This window comes from Rathayibacter sp. SW19 (genome assembly GCF_030866825.1).
Taxonomy (GTDB): Bacteria; Actinomycetota; Actinomycetes; order Actinomycetales; family Microbacteriaceae; genus Rathayibacter_A; species Rathayibacter_A soli.
Map to the genome: position 1 here is coordinate 1,661,793 of NZ_CP133020.1, position 19,391 is coordinate 1,681,183.

Below are 19,391 nucleotides of genomic sequence, written 5' to 3' on the forward strand. Positions count from 1 at the left end.
AACCGATACCTGACCGAGCTTGACTGGAGCCAACAGGCCGCCGATGCAGGCTGACACGCTACTGCTTCGGCGGCTTCGGCGGGGTGCGGTTCACCACCCCGTCGCTCGGTGCCGGGATGACGCTGCCGTCCACTGTGACCAGAGCGGGCATGGGAACATTCAGAGGCCCCGGCCACGGTCCCGGCGCAACCGGTGTCGGCGTCGGTACCGGGGGTGCCGGTTGACTGATCGTCGTGCCCGGTGGCGGGGGCACGGGTCGGCTGAGCGTCGCATCGATCATCGAGGCCAGTGATGGTGCGTCATCCACCCGCGGTACGCCCATCGGCGGCAGGCCGAGGGCATCGATGATGGTTTTCGGAATGGAGGCGTGCGAGTGCCACTCTGGATCGATGCGCTGCGGCACGCATCCGCCGAACATGAGCAACGGAATCCGGGAGCCGCCGATCACGGCGAACCCCTGCGGATGCAGCTGATCGGGCACCGTCTCGATCACCGGAGTCCGTACGGAGTCCGCATAGCCGCCCCAGTCATCCCAGGTCAGGATGAACGTGGTGTTCTCCCAGCCGCCGCCGTCGATGACGGCTTGCACCCGCTGCCAAACGAGCTCTTGCCCTTTCGTGACGTAGTCGGGGGTGCTCACGTGCGGCGGATGCTCGTCGTAGCCGGCCGGACTCCAGACGTAGCAGACCCGCGGCAGGGTGCCCGCCTTCGCCATCGGTATGAACGCATTCGGCGGAAACACGTTCTCATTGCCGGGGGTCGTCGTGAGACTTGTGTAAAACTTCGTCGGGTAGCCGCTCTGGTCAGGGAACGCGGCCCAGGAGACCTTCGCCGCCTCCGCGACGGTGAAGATCGACGGAAGGTCCCAAACGGGCGCCTTGCCGACGAACGGCGGATTCTTCAGCGTCGGCATCTGACCGCCGATCGCGAGCATGTGGCCGGGCGTCGAGTTCGAGCCGGATCCGAAATGGTGATCGCTGAACACGAACTGTTTCGCAAGCCAGCTGTAGAACGGAATCACCGAGTCATTGTCGAGCTGGTCGGCAACGGCCGGGTAGTCGCCCATGGCGTAGTGCACCCACGCGTTCCGATCGTGCGGCTGATCAAAATCCGGAGGCGCAGTCAACAGCGTGCCGTGATCGGCGACATCGGCACCCCACGCCACCATTGTCGGAAAGTAGAAGTCGGTGGTCTTGTTCTCTTGGATGAACACGATCACCCTGTGATCGGAAAGTGGAGCGGCCATAATGTGTCCGTCCTGTGACTGTCAGAATTGTCAGAGCGTGAGTGCCCTGCGGATCAAATCGCTCTGCTCTGCAGCGTGACGCTTGGCAGACCCCGCGGCGGGCGAGGCGGATGCTGCCCGGGAGATCACACCGAGGGCGCGCGGTCCGAGCTTGGAGGTCTCAAGGATCATGAACGGCCAGGCGCCCTGGTTCTCCGGTTCGTCTTGCACCCAGAACAAGTCGGCGTCGGGATAAGACGCGACAACAGCCTTGAGCTCGGCCGCCGGCAACGGATAGTACTGCTCGAGCCGCACCAGTGCGATGGCGGGATTGGGGTTCTTCTCGAGCTCATTCTTGAGGTCGTGGTAGATCTTGCCCGACATCATCAGCACACGCGTGACGGCCGCCTTGTCCGTGATCCGTGCGTCGTCGATGACCGGCTCGAACCGGCCGGTCGTGAACTCCTCGACGGTGGAGGAGGCGCCGCGCAAACGCAGCATGGCCTTCGGAGTGAACACGATCAGCGGCTTGCGGGGGCGAGCGTATGCCTGTCGCCGCAGCAGGTGGAAGTACGATGCCGGGGTTGACGGACGGGCAACGGTCATGTTGTTCTCGGCGCACAACTGCAAGAAACGCTCGATGCGGGCGGACGAGTGGTCGGGCCCCTGCCCTTCGTAACCGTGCGGCAGCAGTAGTACGAGCGAGGAGCGTTGCCCCCACTTCTGCTCCGCCGACGAGATGAACTCGTCCACGATCGTCTGTGCCCCGTTGGCGAAGTCTCCAAACTGCGCTTCCCACAGCACCAGGGCATCTGGCCGTTCCACCGAGTAACCGTATTCGAAGCCCATCGCCGCATATTCGCTGAGCAGTGAGTCGTAGATCCAGAACCGGCCCTGATTGTCGCTCAGGTTCGCCAGTGGCAGCCACTCCTGGCCGTTGATGCGGTCGTGCAGCACGGCGTGTCGCTGCACGAACGTGCCGCGGCGTGTGTCCTGCCCGGCCATGCGCACCGGTGTGCCTTCGATCACGAGCGAACCGAGCGCGAGCAATTCGCCCATCGCCCAGTCGATGTTGCCGTTCCGGCTCATCTCGCGCCGCTTGACCATCAGCTGCTGCAGCTTGGGGTGCACCGTGAACCCGGCCGGTGGATTGTTGAACGCATCGCCGACGAGCAGAACAACCGCCTCGCTGACCCCTGTGGTCTCGGGCTCGCCCGAGCCGTCGTCCTGTTGCGCATCCGGACGCTCAAGGTCCGCAACCGCATGATTGTCGCCTGTGATGATCGGGATCGAGCCGGTCTGTGCAGCATGCGTCTCCAGGAACGCGCGCTCCAGGCGGTCCTGGAAGTCGCGATGAGCCTGGTCGTACTCTTCCTCTGTGATGTCACCGCGGCCGACGAGCGCCTCGGTGTAGAGGCGGCGCACACTACGCTTGGCTTCGATCAGGTTGTACATCAGCGGCTGCGTCATCGAAGGGTCGTCACCCTCGTTGTGCCCACGGCGCCGGTAGCAGACGATGTCGATGACGACATCCTTCTTGAATTCCTGCCGGAATTCGAATGCCAACTCGGCAACCCGCACGACCGCCTCAGGGTCGTCGCCGTTGACGTGGAAGATCGGCGCCTGGATCGTTTTCGCGACGTCGGTCGAGTAGACAGACGTGCGGCCTTCCTCTGGCGGCGTCGTGAAGCCGACCTGGTTATTGATGTTGACGTGAATGGTGCCGCCGATGCGGTATGCGCGCAGTTGCGACATCTGCATCGTCTCCATGACGATCCCCTGGCCCGCCATCGCGGCATCGCCGTGGATCAGGATCGGCAGCGTCAAGAACGTGCCTGCAGGCCGACGATCCTGTTTCGCGCGTACGATGCCCTGGAGCACGCCGTCGACGGCTTCCAGGTGCGACGGGTTTGCGGCCAGATAGACCGGGATCTCCTCGCCGTCGCGGCCCTTGAAGGTGCCCTCGGTGCCCAGGTGGTATTTGACGTCACCGGATCCGCCGATCGTGCGCGGGTCCTGCGTTCCTTCGAACTCGCGGAAAATCTGCCCGTACGTCTTGCCAGCGATGTTCGTCAGCACATTCAGCCGGCCGCGGTGGGCCATGCCGATCGCCACCTCGTCCATGCCTGCTTCCGCGGCGCCCTGCAGGATCGTGTCGAGCAGTGCGATCGTCGATTCGCCGCCTTCGAGACTGAAGCGCTTCTGGCCCACGTACTTGGTCTGCAGGAACGTCTCGAACGCCTCGGCTTCGTTCAGCTTGCCGAGGATGCGCAGCTGCTCGTCGTGCGTCGGTTTAGCGTACGGACGCTCGACCTTGGCCTGAATCCACTTGCGCTGGGCCGGGTCTTGAATGTGCATGTACTCGATGCCGATGGTGCGGCAGTAGGAGTCGCGTAGCACGCCGAGAATGTCGCGCAGCAGCATCTGGCGACGATCAGGACCGAACTGACCTGTCACGAATTCTCGATCGAGGTCCCAGAAGGTCAACCCGTGTGTCGCGATGTCCAGGTCGGGGTGAAATCGCTGCTTGTATTCGAGCGGGTCGATGTCCGCCATCAGGTGGCCACGCACCCGGAACGAATTGATGAGCTCCTGCACGCGCGCTGTCTTGTCGATGGCGCTGGCGAGGTCGACGCTGATGTCTGGTGCCCAGTGGATCGGGTCGTACGGGATGCGCAGCGCTGCGAAGATCTCTTCATAGAAGTCGCGTTTGCCGATCAGCAGCTCGTGCACGATCTTCAGGAACTCGCCACTGCCCGCGCCCTGGATGACGCGGTGGTCGTACGTGCTTGTCAGCGTGATCGTTTTACCGATCCCAAGTGTTGTCAGCGTCTTCAAGCTCGACCCCTGGAACTCGGCCGGGTATTCGAGGGCGCCGGCTCCGATGATGCAGCCCTGGCCCTTCATCAGGCGGGGCACCGAATGCTCCGTGCCGATGCCTCCCGGGTTGGTGAGAGAGACGGTGGCGCCTGCGAAATCGTCCGCGGTGAGCTTATTGCCGCGTGCGCGGGTGATGAGATCTTCGTAAGCCGCAAGATATTCGCCGAACGTCATCAGATCCGCGCGCTTGATCGCAGGCACGAGCAGGGCGCGCGTGCCGTCGGGCTTTGGCAGATCGATCGCGATGCCGAGACCGACGTGCGCGGGGGAGATGACAGATGGTTTGCCGTCGACGATGCTGTAGTAGACGTTCTGGCTCGGGAAATCCTTCAGGGCGCGGATGAGCGCCCAGCCGATCAGGTGTGTGAAACTCACTTTGCCGCCGCGTGCGCGCTTCAAGTGATTGTTGATCACGATGCGGTTGTCGATCATCAGCTTCGCCGGAATGGTGCGCACGCTGGTGGCGGTCGGCACCGTCAGGCTTGCGTCCATGTTCGTCGCAAGAGCCTTGGCCATGCCGCGCAACGGCGAGACGACATCCTGTGCCGTGTCTTCGATCTCGCCGGTAGCGCCGACCACCTGCTGCGGGGCTGTGACCGGAGCATCGGCCGGGACCGGCTGAGGGCGCGGAGCAATCGACGTCGTCCGCGCAACCGGCTGCGCGCCGATGACCGGAATCGGAGCGGTGATCGGATGCGTGTCCGCCGGATGCGTGTCCGCCGATGGCACGGCCGCTGATTCAGCGGCAACCGGCACCGCAGCGGGCTGTGCGACCGGGGCGGGCTGTGCCGCCGGCACAACCGGGGCGGGCGGAGCGACCGGTGCGAAAGCCTGCGTTACAGGCTCAGCCGCCAGTGCTTCGACGACGTCGGCAACGGCCGGAAGAGTCGGTGCGGCCGCCGTCACATCGTCGGCGCCGGGCGCCACAGCTGCGGCACCTGCACTACCGGGCTGATAGTTTTCGAGGATCGGCCACCAGGACTTGTCGACGGAGTTCTTGTCGACTTTGTACTGTTCGTAGAGTTCATCGACGAGCCATTCGTTGGCTCCGAACTCACTAGAAGCCCCGTGGTCGGCGCCTACTCCGGTCAACTGGCTCGACACAGTCGATCGCCCACTCTCCGTTGATGCTCTGCTGTTGCAAATCCGTGCGGTTGCACATCTATGTTGCTGCAATTCTGTGCGGTTGCGACGGGCTTGTGACCCGACGCCCCTGTCCAATGATCAAGCCTAATCCCATTGCACCTGCCTCGCTGTAAGGCTGCTGGGACGCTACCGTTGGTTCATGGAGTTCTATGGGACGACCCCGACACACGACCTGACCTATTCCGATGTGTTCCTGGTGCCGAGTCGCTCCGACGTGACCAGCAGGCTCGACGTGTCGCTGGCCCCAGGCGACGGCACCGGCGCGACCATTCCGATCGTGTCCGCGAACATGAATTCTGTGACGGGGCCGCGGTTGGCCGCAACGCTTGCCCGCCGTGGTGGGCTCGGGGTGTTGCCTCAGGACATGCACCTGCAAGACCTCGACGCGGCCATCCGCTGGGTCAAGGATCAGCCGGTCGCCTACGACACGCCGCTGATCATGAGCCCGAAAGACAGTGTGGAGGCCGCGCTACTGCGGGTGCCTGCCATCGCCGCTCACGGTGTGGTGCTCTTCGACGACACGGGAACCTACCTTGGTTGTGTTGCGGCAGAGGACCTCGCCGATGCGCTTCCGGATGCTCCGCTCGGCGATCTCCTGCATGGGGCGTCGACCGCTCTCGACGCAGACGACGTTCCAGATGGCCGTGCGGCATTCGACCTGATGAGTGAGGCGGGAATCGATTTTGCGCCGGTTCTGCAGCACGGCCGAGTGATTGGAACGCTCAACAGAACCAGTGCGTTGCGTTCGACCATCTACCCACCCGCCCTCGACGGGCACGGCCGGTTGCGGGTCGCGGCAGCGGTCGGGATCAACGGAGACGTTGCAGGAAAAGCGCGGGCGCTGGCATCCGCCGGAGTCGATGTGCTCGTCATCGACACCGCACACGGCGATCAGGGCGGCATGCGCACGGCGATCGCCGCCGTCAAGGCGCTCGGTCTCGGTCTGCCGATCGTCGCAGGCAACGTCGTCACTGGCCGTGCCGTGCGCGATCTCGTCGAAGCGGGTGCCGACATCCTCAAGGTCGGGGTCGGCCCGGGGGCGATGTGCACGACCCGGATGATGACGGCCGTCGGCCGCCCACAGTTCTCCGCCGTCTTGGAAACCGCGGATGTCGCGCGCGAGTTGGGTGCGCACGTCTGGGCAGACGGCGGTGTGCGTTACCCACGCGACGTCGCGCTGGCGCTGGCAGCGGGCGGGTCATCCGTGATGATCGGGTCCTGGTTCGCAGGCACGATTGAAGCGCCGGGCGATCTGCGCGTCGACGAGGACGGCGACCTCTACAAGGAGAGTTGGGGGATGGCCTCGACCAAAGCGGTGCACGAACGCTTCGAGCGGCTGGACGCATACGACCTCGCCCGCAAGGAATTGTTCGCGGAGGGGATCTCATCGTCCAAGATCTATTTGGACCCATTGCGGCCATCCGTCGAAGACCTGCTCGACATGATCACGACCGGACTGCGCAGTTCATTCACCTACGCTGGGGCGCGTTCTGTTGTGGAGTTCCACGAGCACGCATTGGTGGGCATCCAGTCCGCCGCCGGTTATGAGGAAGGCAAGGCGCTGCCGGTCAGCTGGTAGGTGCATCCGGTTTCGTTCCCTGAGCGCAGTCGTTCCCTGAGCGCAGTCGTTCCCTGAGCGCAGTCGAAGGGCCACGCGAGGAGTGAACGGCGGTCGCCGGTATAATCGACAGAACAATGGACGACCCTCCTCCTGCATCTTCGCCCAGCCATAGACCCTCGCCCGTGACCGGGGGCAGTGACTGCCGTGTATGAGTGGATTCTGCTCCTCGTCGGCATCGTCCTGACCGTCGGAACGGGCTTCTTCGTCGCCAGCGAGTTCGCGCTGGTCAATCTCGATCGGCACGACCTCGAAGCACGCCGCGATCGCGGTGAGACCCGGCTCGGCATGACGATCGCCGCACTGAAGATCACCTCGACGCACCTCTCGAGCGCTCAGCTGGGCATCACCTTGACGACGCTACTGACTGGTTACACGATGGAACCGGCGATCTCGACGCTGCTATCGCCGACGCTGGCGGCGTGGGGGGTCGCATCCGCCGTTGTGCCGGCGATCGCAACGACCGTCGCGATTGTCGTCGCAACGCTCGTGTCGATGATCATCGGCGAGTTGGTGCCGAAGAATATGGCCCTGGCGCTGCCGAGGGCGACGGCGAAGATCGTGATCCCGTTTCAGACCGCGTTCACGGCAGTGTTTCGCCCGGCCGTGGTGGTGCTGAACGGCAGTGCAAACGGCATCCTGCGCATGCTCGGCGTCGAGCCGAAGGAGGAGCTCTCCGGAGCGCGGTCGGCCGAGGAGCTGTCCTCGCTTGTGCGTCGCTCCGCCCGTGCCGGGCTGCTCGAGTCGGACACGGCGACACTGTTGAACCGCACCCTGCAATTCAGCGGACACATCGCGGCGGATGTCATGACCCCGCGCCTGCGCGTCGCCAGCGTGCAAAGGGGCGAACCGGCACAGGCCGTGATCGACCTGGCCCGAAACACCGGCTATTCGCGCTTTCCCGTCTACGACGAGGATGCGGACGACATCGTCGGCGTCGTGCATGTCAAGCAGGCGGTGTCCGTGCCGCGCGAACGGCGCACTGTTGTGCCCGTGTCTGCTTTGCAGAGCGACGCGCTTCGGGTGCCGGAAACGATGGGTCTGGACACGCTGCTCGGCGAGTTGCGCGGCCGCAGCTATCAGCTCGCGGTCGTCGTCGACGAGTACGGCGGCACGGCCGGCGTGGCGACACTGGAAGACCTCGTCGAGGAACTCGTCGGAGAGGTCGCCGACGAACACGACAAAGCTCGAATCGATGTGGTGCGCGGTACAGACTCCCTGACCTTTCCGGGCATGCTGCGACCCGACGAACTTCTTGAACGCGCGGGCGTGCAGGTGCCGGAAGACGGCCCGTATGAGACCGTCGCCGGCTTCGTCATGGATGCGCTCGGTCGGCTGCCGGTCGTCGGCGACGAAGTGCAGGTGCAAGGCGGCGCTCTGAGGGTCGAACGACTCGACGGTCGCCGGATCGATCGGTTGCGTTACACGCCGACGCCACAGGCAGAGGACGAAACGGCGGCGGAGGCCGATCGTGGCTGACTGGGCGGGCATCGTCTGGTTGTTCGTGTTGCTGCTTGCGAATGCGTTCTTCGTTGCGGCTGAATTCGCAGTCATCTCGGCTCGGCGCTCGCAGATCGAGCCGGCGGCCGACCGTGGAAAGGCATCCGCCAAGACGGCGCTGTGGGCGATGGAGCATGCGACGCTGATGCTGGCGACGACCCAACTCGGCATCACTGTCTGCTCGTTGATCATTCTGAACGTGTCTGAACCCGCGATTCATCACCTGTTGGAGGTTCCGCTCGGGTTGACGGCATTGTCTGCGGATGCGATCGGCGTGATCGCTTTTATCGTCACGTTGCTGATCGTCTCCTTTTTGCACGTCGTGTTCGGTGAAATGGTGCCGAAGAACCTATCGTTCTCGATGCCGGACAAGGCTGTGTTGATCTTCGCCCCGCCGCTCGTCGGCATCGCGCGCGTGTTCAAGCCGATCATTGTGGCATTGAACGCGACGGCGAACGGAATCGTGCGACTGTTCGGAATCACGCCGAAGTCGGAGGCCGCGAGCACGTTCACGCTGGAGGAAGTGGCCAGCATCGTCGATCAGTCGACGAGGGAGGGAGTGCTCACCGATCGAACCGGTGCACTGATCGCCGCGTTCGAGTTCACGGAAAAGAAGGCCAGTGACATCGCGCTGCCGCTGCACGGTCTGATCGGACTGCCGCCCACGGTGACACCCAACGAGGTTGAACGGGCCGTCGCCAGGCACGGGTTCTCACGCTATGTCATCCAGGACGCCCAGGGCGAGCCGACAGGTTATCTGCACCTGAAGGACGTGCTGGATCTGGAGACGGCAGGGTTCGACCAACCGGTACCGGCGAGCAGGGTGCGGCAGTTGATCTCCATTTTCGCGGGCACCGACGCTGAAGACGCGCTCGCGACCATGCGCCGATCGGGTGTGCACTTGGCGCGGACGGTCGATTCGGCAGGCGCAACGACCGGTGTGCTTTTTCTCGAGGACATCATCGAGGAGCTTGTCGGCGAGGTGCAGGACGCCACGCGTCGCGGCCCCGGCAACCGCTGAGCGCTTCGGCTTCGCTCAGCGACCGGGGAGTGGTGGTTGTCATTCCCTGAGCGCAGTCGAAGGGTCGCCGTGTGCCGCGCTTCGGCTTGGCTCAGCGACCGGAGTCGTCAGCGCTCCTTCCGCGGGCGCTCCAGCCGCTGAGCTCATCCACGCGGCCCTCGATCAGCAACTGCTTCTTCGCATGCGACCAACCCTGGATCTGCTTCTCCCGTCGGAACGCATCCTCGACCCGATCGGTGTTCTCACACCAAACAAGTCGCACCGGTGAACGGCGACGAGTGTAGTTGGCGCCGAGCTCATTGTTGTGCTCCCACAGTCTGCGCTCAAGGTCGTAGGTGCTGCCCGTGTAGTAGTGCCCGTCGGCGCACTCCAGGATGTAGACATACGGCATACGAAGCATTATGCCGAAGCAGAAGATGTGCGCGCGAAAGTTATCCACAGGGGAGCGGATGGTCGGCGCTTCGGCTTCGCTCAGCGACCGGGAGACTGGCGGACGGGCGCTTCGGCTTCGCTCAGCGACCGGGGAGTGGTGGTTGTCGTTCCCTGAGCGCAGTCGACGCTTCTATGGGTTTTGTCAAGTGTTGGCGTTGAGTTTTCGGAAGATTGAGCGTGCGATGTGGCGTTTGAGGTTGCGGAGGGTTTCGCGGCGGTTGTGGCCTTGTTCTTGGCGTTTGGCGGTGTAGGCCTTGGTGGGCTCGTCGTTGAGCATGCGGTGGGAGGCGATGATGTAGAGGGCGTGGTTGAGTTGCCGGTCGCCGCCGCGGTGCAGGCGGTGCCGGGTGGTGTTCCCGGAGGACGCGGGGATCGGGGCGACGCCGGCGAGGCGGGCGAATGCGGCCTCGGAGCGGATGCGGCCGTGGGCGGAGAAGGAGACCAGGAGTTGGGCGGCGGTGAAGGGTCCGAGACCGTTCTCTTCCAGTAGCCAGGCGGCCAGTGCGGTGACGTGGATGGTCAGCTTGGCGTTGATGGTGGCGATCTCGCCCTGCCGGGTGTGGATTTCCTGGGCCATCCGGGTTGCTTCGGCTCGGATGGTGTTCTGTGCGGGGGTGTCGGTGCTGCGGGTGCGCCAGGCGGCGACCTGGCCGATTTGTGCTTTCGTCAGTTTCTTGCGGGCGTCGATGCCGAGGGGAAAGCCACGCAGCAGCGCGGTCAACGCGTTGCTGGTGGCGGTTTTGTTCTTCTGCAGTGCTTTCCGGGAGGTCAAAAGGACTCGCAGTGCGGCCTGGTCGCCGTGGTGTGTGCGGGGGATCATCAGCCGGTCCACGGGCAGGGCCAGTGCGTGGCGGGCGGCGTGTTCGGCGTCGATGACGTCGCTTTTACCGGCCCGGCGGACACCTCGTTTCGGTGGTTTCGTTTCGGTGACTTCCACCCGGTGGGCACTCAGCAGGTCGGTGAAGGTTGCCCCGTAGGAGCCGGTGCCTTCCATCGCGACCAGGGTGTGGCCTGGTGCCTCGCGCAGCATCCACGCGTAGGCGCGGTCCAGCCCGGGTTTACTGGTCGGGAAAGTCGCCGACTTCAGCAGCGCTCCGGCACTGCTGAGCACGGCCAGGGTGTGGGTCCTGGCATGCGTGTCGACCCCGATGACGTGGTCGTACTGTTGCCAAACCAGTTGTGAGACGATGGGCACGGTAACTCCTTCTGTAGGGGGTGTTATTACGTGCCGGTCTGGTCGTCGAGCAGGCGTTTCTGTAATGAGTCACGGGATCTCTTACAAGGTCCCGGACGAGCTTCTATCAAGCCATGTTCACGCGGTCAGGCCGGCGCTTCCCGCCCTGCCTGGTGGACATGTCGACTGCAAGACACACGCTGCGCGCGGTCGGAAGGGCGGTGAGTCACACCAGACAAAGCTGAAAACGCCAGTCTGCCAGCCAGTACCAGACCAGCCACAACCATTACAGAAGGGTCGCCGTGTGGCGCGCTTCGGCTCCGCTCAGCGACCGAGGAGTGGGCGCTTCGGATTCGCTCCGCGACCGGGGAGTGGTGGTTGTCGTTCCCTGAGCGCAGTCGAAGGGTCGCCGCGTGCCGCGCCTCGGCTTCGCTCAGCGACCGAGGAGTGGGCGCTTCGGCTTCGCTCAGCGACCCGGGGCGGCGGGCGCTTCCGCTCGCTCAGCGAGCGGTGCCGAGCGATTCCAGGAATGCGCGCAAGTGCGCAGCATCCGTGTAGACGTGTCCGGTGATACCGAGAGCTTCGGCGCCTCGCACGTTCTCCTCCTTGTTGTCGACGAAGACCATCTGTGCGGCGCTGATAGCCAGTTTGCCCATGACGTGCCTGAAGATTTTCGCCGCCGGCTTGATGATGCCGAGCTCTCCGCTGACGAATACCCCCTCGAACAGGGCGCCGAGCGGCCCGTGCCGAAAATAGCTGCTGAAGTCACGACCGGCATTCGAGAGCAATGCCATCCGGGTGCGGCCGGCCCGCAGTTCGAACAGCACATCGAGGGTGTCCGCATCCGCGCTGAGCCAACTGCGGAAGTCGCTGACCCACAACTGATGGATCTTCGTGTCGCTGAACTGAGCGCCGACATCTGAGGCGACCAACTGCCAGTAGTCCGTAATCGCCAGCGTGCCCTCGTCGAGGCCGTTGCGGTGCCGCCAATACGACGGCCAGAACAGGTCGGGGTCGACATCGGCGATCGCCACCAGGGCGGCGCGGTCCGCCTCCGTCGGGGTCACCGAGATGACCTCGCCGTAGTCGAACACGATGACACGATCGGGGATCGAGATCGGCATGGGCTGCGCTCCTTCTTTCAGGAATCAACCTATCGTGAGCATATGAACCCGCCTGCACAGAACTGGACCCGCGCGGACGCGCGCGAATGGATTGCGGTGCCCGCGGCATCCGACGACAAGTATTCGCGCGGTGTGCTCGGTTTGGTCACCGGGTCCGCGCAGTATCCGGGCGCGGCGGTTCTCGGCGCCGACGCAGCGGTGCGCACCGGCGTCGGGATGGTGCGCTATCTCGGTGATGCGCGTGCGGCCGATCTGGTGTTGCACAGACGTCCCGAGGTGGTCACCGGTGAAGGGCGGGTGCAGGCCTGGTTGCTCGGCTCCGGACAGGATGCCGCGACGCGCACTCCCGCAGAGGCCGCACTGTTGGCGGATGCTCTCGGGCAGGCCGTGCCGTTCGTGCTCGACGCTGGCGCGCTCGACCTCGTTGCTGCCGCAAGCGGACCCGTGATCATCACCCCGCACTTTCGGGAGCTTGCCCGCGCCCTGGCAGCGCGGGGCATCGAGTGCTCGACCGACCAGATCGCAAACGATCCACCGCACTGGGCGCGGGCAGCGTCCGAGGTATTGGCTGCGACGGTGCTCCTGAAGGGTGCGACCACGTACGTTGCGGCGCCGAACGGGGAACTGCTGACCGTTTCCGGGGCGCCCAGCTGGTTGGCCACCGCCGGAACCGGAGACGTGCTCGCCGGCATCCTTGGCGCCCTGGTGGCAACCCACGCCCGCAACATCGAGGAGGGCGGTCATCGGGTACTGGTGCGCCTCGGTGCGACGGCAGCGCTCGTGCACGGGCTCGCTGCGGCCCGCGCATCCGCGGGCGGCCCGATCGCCGCGCTCGACGTCGCGGACACCGTGCCCGCCACGATCGCGAGCCTTCTGACCGGTGGCGCGGCCCAGCAGTAGACCGGATGGCCGAGACACTCCACTAGCATGGTCTGCATGGCGTCCGGCTCCGTATCCAACGCCACACGGCCGGGTCGGCCGCAGCGCTCTGCGAACGCGGTGCGCGCGGGGCGGGCGGAACGCGCAGGCGCGATCATCCGGCATCCGATCACACTGTGGAGCGCGTTCTTGCTCGTACACCTGGTGCTCGGCTACCTGTGCCTGAACGCAGACGGGTTGCCGCTCGGCGACGTCACACTCGTCTACAAGCCGTGGGCGTTGCAGGCCCAATCAGGCATGGCAATCGTTGGCCTCGACGTGCCGTGGGTCTATCCGCCACTGGCGCTGATCCCCATCCTGCTCCCGCTGATCGTCGGGCAAGACCAATACGCCGGCGGCTGGCTGGCGATGGTACTCATCCTGGACGCAGTCGCATTCGCGGTCTTGACGGTGCGTCGCGGACACCGCGCGACCTCAGCGGCGTGGTGGTGGCTCGCGTTTCTGTTGCTGCTGGGGCCGATCGCCGTGGCCAGGCTGGATGCCGTTTCAGTCGCGATCGTGATCGTTGCGCTGCTCTGGCTGCGCTCACGCCCCCGGGTCGCCGCCGTGCTGCTCGCAGTGGCCACCTGGATCAAAGTGTGGCCCGTCGCCGCCATCGCAGCCGTCTTCGTCGTCAGTCGCGACCGATGGCGGATGCTGCTTGCCGTTGCCTCGACCAGCGTCGTGATCGTGATCCTCGGCCTCACGTTCGGCAATGGCGTCAACGTGTTCAGCTTCGTCACGCAGCAAACCGGGCGCGGCCTGCAGATCGAGGCGCCGATCAGCGCTCCGTGGATGTGGGCTGCCGCGCTGCACAGCCCTGGCTCGTTCGTCTACTACGACCGGGCGCTGCTGACCTTTCAGGTGGCCGGCCCGAACATCGACACCGCCATCGCCCTGATGACCCCGCTGCTGGTCGCCATGGTCGTGCTCGTGCTGCTGGTGGGGGCTTGGGCGACCTACAGCGGTGTTCCCAGCCTCACCGTGCTGCCGTTGTTGATGCTCGGGCTCGTCGCGACGCTGATCGCGTTCAATAAAGTGGGGTCGCCGCAGTACATCACCTGGTTCGCTGCACCCGTCATTCTCGGAATCGTCTGTGCGGGTCGCGCGTTTCGAACACCGGCGATTCTCGTTGCCGTCACGGCGGCGCTCACACAACTGGTGTACCCGTATCTGTACATCTGGTTGCTCAACGTAGATGTCGTAATGGTCGCAATCCTGACCGTGCGCAACGTGATGTTGTTCGTGATCCTTCTCTGGAGTCTGTGGGCCCTATGGCACAGCGTGCGCGTGGCGGGTGAGGCTGCTGCCGACACGGCCGCAGAGGCTGCCGCCGAGATCGCGGCGCATGAAGGTGGACACGACGCATCCGCCGAGGCGGCATCTTGGCCGTATCCGGCAGTAACCGATCGAAAGGACTGAATGATGATTGTTGCTTTCTCTGTATCTCCCGGCGGTGACGGAAATTCAGACGGCTCGGTTCACGACGCGGTCGCGGCTGCGGTCGAGGTCGTGCGGGCATCCGGATTGCCGAATCACACCGGCTCGATGTTCACGGAGCTCGAGGGAGAGTGGGACGAGGTGTTCGATGTCGTCAAGCGTGCAACCGAGGCGGTCGGCGCGTTCGGCAGCCGGGTGTCGCTGGTGCTGAAGGCGGACATCCGGCCTGGCCACACCGGTGAGCTCACCGGCAAGGTCGAACGGCTCGAAGCCGCGCTTGCCGAGCGGCGCGGGAGGTAGCGCATGAGGCGGCCCCTGTCGCCCCGCCCATCATCTCACCCGCCGCATCACCCCGGGTCGAACCAAATCAGGTCGAATCGAATCACGTCGAATTGACACAGGTCGAATCGATTCGATAAATCAGGTTCTCGCCCTCTACGATGAATCCATGACCCAACAAACCGACGGGCCGACGACGTTGTCGCCGGCCCGTACTCGTCTTGCGCTGCTCGCTCTCGCCCTGGGCGGGTTCGGCATCGGGTCGACCGAATTCGTCGCGATGGGGCTCCTGCCCAACCTTGCGAAAGACCTGCTGCCCACGGTGTATAAGGCATCGAACGCGGACGGAATCGCGCAGGCCGGACTGCTCATCTCGGCGTACGCCCTCGGTGTCGTCGTCGGCGCCCCCACGATCGCGGCGTTCGCGGCCCGATGGCCACGCAAGAAGCTGCTGCTCAGTCTCTTGGTCGTCTTCACGCTTGGCACGATCGCATCAGCACTGGCGCCGAGTTTCGGCCTGGTCCTGGCTGCGCGCTTCATCGCCGGTCTGCCGCACGGAGCGTATTTCGGCATCGCATCCCTGGTCGCCGCATCGTTGATGGGGCCCGGCAAGCGCGGGCGCGGTGTTGCGTTCGTGCTCTCCGGGTTGACGATCGCCAACGTCATCGGCGTTCCAAGCATCACCTGGCTGGGTCAGCATGCCGGCTGGCGCGCGGCCTACCTCGTGGTTGCGGCGATCTTCGCGCTCACCTTTGTCGCGGTGCTGCTGGCCGTGCCATTCCAGGCGGGCAACCCGCGCGCGACGATGCGCCGCGAGCTGCGGGCGTTCTCACGCCTTCAGGTCTGGTTCGCGCTCGCAGTCGGTGCCATCGGCTTCGGCGGCTTCTTCGCCGTCTACTCCTACATCGCGCCGATCGTCACCGAGGTCTCCGGGCTGCCGGAATTCGCGGTGCCGCTGACCCTCGTCGTGGTCGGCCTCGGCATGACTGTTGGCAACTTGCTCGGCGGCGCAATGGCTGATCGGAGTGTGCAACGCACCATGCTGTTGTTCTTCTGTGTGCTGATCGCAGCGCTCGCCTGGGTCGGTCTGACCGCGCAGTTCCCGATTGCTCTGTGGGTCGGGGTGTTCGTGATCGGCGGCTCTGCGGCAGCGATCTCACCGGCCATTCAGACGAGATTGATGGATGTCGCGCGCGACAGCCAGTCGATCGCCGCTGCTCTCAACCACTCGGCTTTGAATATCGGAAACGCGCTCGGCGCGTACCTGGGCGGCGTAGTGATCGCAGCAGGCTTCGGGTTCAAGGCGCCGGTGTGGGTCGGGCTCGCCGTCAGCGTGCTGGGCCTCGGGATCGCGCTTGGCTCCTTCGGCGTTGATCGTGCTCGCGTCCGGCGAGGCTGGAAGGAGCCGCCGTCGACGGGCGCGGTGCCTACGGTTCCGATTGCGGCGGTGTAGCGCTTGGATGCTGTGAGTCCTGTGAGTCCTGTGAGTGTGGTGAGTGCTGTGAGCCTCTCGTACCGCGGAGTGGCGGTTGTTCAGTCGCCCTGCAGGAGGATCCCGTCCAGGATCGCCCGCTTGCGCAGGGCGACCTTCGTGCCGACGTCGTACCCGGCGACGCGGTACTTCTCCCTGATGCGCTTGAGATAGCTCTTGGCCGTCTCGTCAGAAATGCCGAGTTTGAACGCGACGGCCTTCACCGGCTCACCGGCGCCGTAAAGTGCCATCACCCGCCGCTCCTGCGCGCTGAGTTTGGGGGCGCCGCCGGTTTCGACCTGGCTGAGTGCGAGGTCGAGTTCCGCGGAAATGTAGGACTCACCGATGAACGCCGCGCGAATCGCCTCGACGATCATCTCGGCACCCTCGCTTTTGACCAGGTAACCGAGTGCGCCGGCCGCCAACGCTTCGCGCACGACGTTCGGGTCGGAGTATGTGCTCATCAGCACGGTCTTGACGCCGGTGGTCTTCAGCGTCGACAGCTTCACCGAGACCGGAATGTTGTCTTTCAGGTCCAGGTCGAGCAGCACGACGTCGACGGGAAACTGTGGATGCGTCAGGAGTTCGGGCCACGTCGTGACCGCTGCGACCATGCTGATGTCGTCCGCGGCACTGCGGATCCATTCGGTCAGTGCTCCGAGGAGCATCTTGTGGTCGTCGACGATGGCGATGCGGATCGGTTTGCGTTTGTCCGTCACAAGTTGTCCCTACTGTTCACGTGGCCGGGCCTCGTTCTTCCCCCAGAACCTTCACCGCGGTCGATTCGCTTTTGCGAACTGGTCGGCTTCGCCTCAGAAATCTGGCTGAGTCTCGATCAGGCAATCAACGTCGACTCGGAGTACGGGCCCCCGGCTGGATTCGGCGTAACGCCCGACCTTACCGATAGCTTGCCACACCGCTGGGTCTACCTGTTTTCGCGGCACTCCGAATGCGTCGAAACCGATTGCGATGGTGCGCAGTTCCCCCGCCTCGGACTCTCGTTGCTGCAGGTCGACACGCAGCGATTGCGTTCCGCGGGCGAGATCGCCCGCGAACAGCCAGATGGCCGCCAGGAGCGCGTCGCGTTGCGGTCGAGACAGTTGCGCCGCGAGGCCGTGAGGGTCTGTGACCGTCACAAGAGGCCCGAGTACGGCGGATTCCGACACGGCGTGATGCAGCCAGGTTTTGCCTCGGCCAGCGATCAGGTGCAGCCGTAACTCCATCGCAATGTCTGCCGCCGCCGTGGATGCGGTCGCGTCCAGCGGCAGCGTCGCCTGGCCGGTTGCGACAGAGTCGAGCATCCGCTCCGCATCCAGATCGAGCCGGGCCAGTTCCTGTGATGCCATCAGCCCCAGCGCATTGCCCGGAACGGACGTGGTGGCCTGCGCCTGCGCACGATCGGATTCCACCCGTACCAGCGACCGGAACGAGCGCACGACACTGACGCCGAGCACAGGGGGCAGGCCCGCGAGTACCATGACCACGACCCGCGGCCCGAGCGAAAGCGGGTCTCCGATTGAGGCGGTCAGGTAGACAACCGCCAGTGCCGCGCACAGGGCCGCGGTCGCAGCGAGCACCCAGCGCAGCCGCTGCGAGTTCGCGCACGCGAGGAGCAATCCTGACACCGCGGTCGCCGCTGCCGGATACGGGCCGTCGATCGTGCCGGTCCAGCTGCCGATCACGTCGAGGATCACGATGACGACGCCGGCTGCGACCACGATCGGGAACACCCAGTCGTCGAGCTCGCGCGCCGGCCACCGAGCGATCAGGAACGCCATCGTCGCAATCAGCAGGATCCAGGCGGCGACCGACGCACCCAGGGCCGGATACCGGTAGGCGTTGAGCGCCAGCGAGATGAGCTGCATGGCGATCACCGCGCATGCGGACAGGTTCAGGCCGCGGCCGAGCCGTTCGAGCGCGAGGGTCGACTGCTCGTCGCGCAACTCGGTGCCGAAACTCATTTCGGCACCTCCAAAACGACAGTGGTACCCGAACCAGGCGAGGAGAACAATCGCGCGTTGCCGCCCACGTCCCTGAGCCGAGCGACGATCGATTCTGCGAACCCGAGTCTTCCCGGGGCGACCGCCTCCAAGTCGAAGCCGACGCCGGCATCCGTGACCATGGCGCGCACGGTCGCCTCGTCATCCGTGATCGTCACATGCGCCTCATCGACACCGGAGTGTCTGCGCACGTTTTCCAGGCACTCCGCAAGAGCCAGCAAAAAGGCATCCAGTGTCTCGCTCGGCAGCAGCACGTGCCCGGTGCCGTGCCAATTCACCTCAAGCCCGATACGCCGGAACCGCTGTTTGACAGACTCGAGGGTGTTTCCGAGCGTCGATTCGTCGACCGGCTTGAGGTTGTAGTCGCCAGAGGCGGACGGCTCAGGGGTCATTCCCATGCGCAACTGCCGCAGTAGTGCGGCATCCTCCGCCGCTTGTTCGCGCAGCGCGCGCTCGCTGACGCCGACGCCGGAGTGAGCGAGCAACGTCAACGTGGCCAGCACCGTGTCGTGCAGGAGTCTGGCGTCCTGTCGGCGGCGTGCTTCCATCTCGCTCGCCGTGCGCTCTGCACTGTATGCCCGGCTCATACTGGTGATTCTGCGCACGGTCTGCGGTGCCATTCTGCCGAGCCAGCTCGCCAGCGAGACGCAGAACATCCAGCCGATCAGGGTGAGGCCGATCGCGCGAGGCGCCGGGCCGCTCGAGACGGCCAATGCGAGGCCAAGCGCGCCGATTGTGAAAACGAATGCGGCGATCAGCAGCCAGAGACTGCGCCGATCGATGCCCACCGAGATCGTGACGGATGCCACGCAGCCGCCCCCGATCAGCACGAGCGCGCTCGAGGTGGCCGGGTTCGCCAGCCCGCCGAGCAGACCGATCAACAGGATCGCCGCAATCGCGACCACGGCGACCGCGAATGGCTCGACGTGCGAACGTGAACGCGGCATCCGCACGGAAGACACGCCGATCACGACGAGGCATGCTGCGACAGCGACGTACAGCGCTGTGCTGGGCAGCGCCCCGGGCACACTGACGCAGACGAGCGCACCGCCGGTCATTGCCAGGCACATGCATCTGCCCGTTTCAGACAGCAACCGGCTGCTCTCACTGCGACTGCGTGGCATAGGCGCTGCAACATCCCCTCACACACCGCACGGTGCGCA

The 19,391-nt window shown here is 65.0% G+C and carries 15 protein-coding genes; 7 read left to right on the forward strand and 8 right to left on the reverse strand.

Annotation, left to right across the window (positions count from 1 at the left end; genetic code table 11):
• Positions 1 to 58 precede the first annotated feature (58 nt).
• Both QU604_RS07540 and QU604_RS07545 read right to left on the reverse strand, forming a co-directional pair.
• Entirely contained in the window at positions 59 to 1,246 is a 1,188-nt protein-coding gene (locus QU604_RS07540; RefSeq protein WP_308468191.1) for an alkaline phosphatase family protein, read from the reverse strand.
• Between the two features lie 30 nt (positions 1,247 to 1,276).
• Positions 1,277 to 5,209 carry a multifunctional oxoglutarate decarboxylase/oxoglutarate dehydrogenase thiamine pyrophosphate-binding subunit/dihydrolipoyllysine-residue succinyltransferase subunit gene (locus QU604_RS07545; RefSeq protein ID WP_308468192.1) on the reverse strand — a complete coding sequence of 1,311 codons (3,933 nt, stop codon included), beginning with the start codon at positions 5,207 to 5,209 and terminating at the stop codon, positions 1,277 to 1,279.
• Positions 5,210 to 5,390: 181 nt separating this feature from the next.
• Here QU604_RS07545 and guaB1 point away from each other — a divergent pair, with 181 nt between their 5' ends.
• The 3 genes from guaB1 (at position 5,391) to QU604_RS07560 (ending at position 9,390) form a co-directional block, all read left to right on the forward strand.
• Positions 5,391 to 6,830, forward strand: a complete 1,440-nt coding sequence (gene guaB1, locus QU604_RS07550) for a GMP reductase (RefSeq protein ID WP_308468193.1) — start codon at positions 5,391 to 5,393, stop codon at positions 6,828 to 6,830.
• Between the two features lie 186 nt (positions 6,831 to 7,016).
• Positions 7,017 to 8,348 (forward strand): hemolysin family protein, encoded by a 1,332-nt coding sequence (locus tag QU604_RS07555; RefSeq protein ID WP_308468869.1) that lies wholly within the window; start codon positions 7,017 to 7,019, stop codon positions 8,346 to 8,348.
• Complete coding sequence (locus QU604_RS07560; RefSeq protein ID WP_308468194.1) at positions 8,341 to 9,390, forward strand: hemolysin family protein; 1,050 nt, start codon at positions 8,341 to 8,343, stop codon at positions 9,388 to 9,390. The genes QU604_RS07555 and QU604_RS07560 overlap by 8 nt, the downstream gene beginning before the upstream one ends.
• 91 nt (positions 9,391 to 9,481) lie before the next feature.
• Here the strand turns inward: QU604_RS07560 and QU604_RS07565 are convergent, their stop codons facing one another.
• The 3 genes from QU604_RS07565 to QU604_RS07575 form a co-directional block, all read right to left on the reverse strand.
• The gene (locus QU604_RS07565; protein ID WP_308468195.1) at positions 9,482 to 9,781 is read right to left on the reverse strand and encodes a GIY-YIG nuclease family protein; all 300 of its coding nucleotides are present in this window, start codon (positions 9,779 to 9,781) and stop codon (positions 9,482 to 9,484) included.
• Positions 9,782 to 9,964: 183 nt separating this feature from the next.
• Complete coding sequence (locus QU604_RS07570) at positions 9,965 to 11,017, reverse strand: IS110 family RNA-guided transposase (protein WP_308466613.1); 1,053 nt, start codon at positions 11,015 to 11,017, stop codon at positions 9,965 to 9,967.
• 479 nt (positions 11,018 to 11,496) lie between these two features.
• Positions 11,497 to 12,120: an HAD family hydrolase gene (locus QU604_RS07575; RefSeq protein WP_308468196.1), complete on the reverse strand. Its 624-nt coding sequence runs from the start codon at positions 12,118 to 12,120 to the stop codon at positions 11,497 to 11,499.
• 42 nt (positions 12,121 to 12,162) lie between these two features.
• Here QU604_RS07575 and QU604_RS07580 point away from each other — a divergent pair, with 42 nt between their 5' ends.
• The 4 genes from QU604_RS07580 (at position 12,163) to QU604_RS07595 (ending at position 16,210) form a co-directional block, all read left to right on the forward strand.
• On the forward strand, positions 12,163 to 13,020 hold the full coding sequence (locus QU604_RS07580) for an ADP-dependent NAD(P)H-hydrate dehydratase (RefSeq protein ID WP_308468197.1): 858 nt from the start codon (positions 12,163 to 12,165) through the stop codon (positions 13,018 to 13,020).
• A gap of 36 nt (positions 13,021 to 13,056) precedes the next feature.
• Positions 13,057 to 14,460: a glycosyltransferase 87 family protein gene (locus QU604_RS07585; RefSeq protein WP_308468198.1), complete on the forward strand. Its 1,404-nt coding sequence runs from the start codon at positions 13,057 to 13,059 to the stop codon at positions 14,458 to 14,460.
• A gap of 3 nt (positions 14,461 to 14,463) precedes the next feature.
• Entirely contained in the window at positions 14,464 to 14,778 is a 315-nt protein-coding gene (locus QU604_RS07590; RefSeq protein ID WP_308468870.1) for a thiamine-binding protein, read from the forward strand.
• A 148-nt stretch (positions 14,779 to 14,926) separates the two neighbouring features.
• Entirely contained in the window at positions 14,927 to 16,210 is a 1,284-nt protein-coding gene (locus QU604_RS07595) for an MFS transporter (RefSeq protein WP_308468199.1), read from the forward strand.
• A gap of 80 nt (positions 16,211 to 16,290) precedes the next feature.
• On the opposite strand, the gene QU604_RS07600 is transcribed toward QU604_RS07595, so the two are convergent.
• The 3 genes from QU604_RS07600 to QU604_RS07610 all read right to left on the reverse strand — a co-directional run bounded on the left by QU604_RS07600 (position 16,291) and on the right by QU604_RS07610 (position 19,352).
• On the reverse strand, positions 16,291 to 16,947 hold the full coding sequence (locus tag QU604_RS07600) for a response regulator (RefSeq protein WP_308468200.1): 657 nt from the start codon (positions 16,945 to 16,947) through the stop codon (positions 16,291 to 16,293).
• 93 nt (positions 16,948 to 17,040) lie between these two features.
• Positions 17,041 to 18,189: a hypothetical protein gene (locus QU604_RS07605; RefSeq protein ID WP_308468201.1), complete on the reverse strand. Its 1,149-nt coding sequence runs from the start codon at positions 18,187 to 18,189 to the stop codon at positions 17,041 to 17,043.
• Entirely contained in the window at positions 18,186 to 19,352 is a 1,167-nt protein-coding gene (locus QU604_RS07610) for a sensor histidine kinase (protein ID WP_409350005.1), read from the reverse strand. Before QU604_RS07610 ends, QU604_RS07605 begins: the two co-directional genes overlap by 4 nt.
• Between the last annotated feature and the right edge of the window lie 39 nt (positions 19,353 to 19,391).

Bases quoted from the DNA above. Each gene is read 5' to 3' on its own strand.
- QU604_RS07540 (WP_308468191.1), bottom strand. From the start codon at position 1,246: ATGGCCGCTCCACTTTCCGATCACAGGGTGATCGTGTTCATCCAAGAG.
- guaB1 (WP_308468193.1), top strand. From the start codon at position 5,391: ATGGAGTTCTATGGGACGACCCCGACACACGACCTGACCTATTCCGAT.
- QU604_RS07565 (WP_308468195.1), bottom strand. From the start codon at position 9,781: ATGCCGTATGTCTACATCCTGGAGTGCGCCGACGGGCACTACTACACG.
- QU604_RS07575 (WP_308468196.1), bottom strand. From the start codon at position 12,120: ATGCCGATCTCGATCCCCGATCGTGTCATCGTGTTCGACTACGGCGAG.
- QU604_RS07580 (WP_308468197.1), top strand. From the start codon at position 12,163: ATGAACCCGCCTGCACAGAACTGGACCCGCGCGGACGCGCGCGAATGG.
- QU604_RS07585 (WP_308468198.1), top strand. From the start codon at position 13,057: ATGGCGTCCGGCTCCGTATCCAACGCCACACGGCCGGGTCGGCCGCAG.
- QU604_RS07590 (WP_308468870.1), top strand. From the start codon at position 14,464: ATGATTGTTGCTTTCTCTGTATCTCCCGGCGGTGACGGAAATTCAGAC.
- QU604_RS07595 (WP_308468199.1), top strand. From the start codon at position 14,927: ATGACCCAACAAACCGACGGGCCGACGACGTTGTCGCCGGCCCGTACT.
- QU604_RS07605 (WP_308468201.1), bottom strand. From the start codon at position 18,189: ATGAGTTTCGGCACCGAGTTGCGCGACGAGCAGTCGACCCTCGCGCTC.
- QU604_RS07610 (WP_409350005.1), bottom strand. From the start codon at position 19,352: ATGCCACGCAGTCGCAGTGAGAGCAGCCGGTTGCTGTCTGAAACGGGC.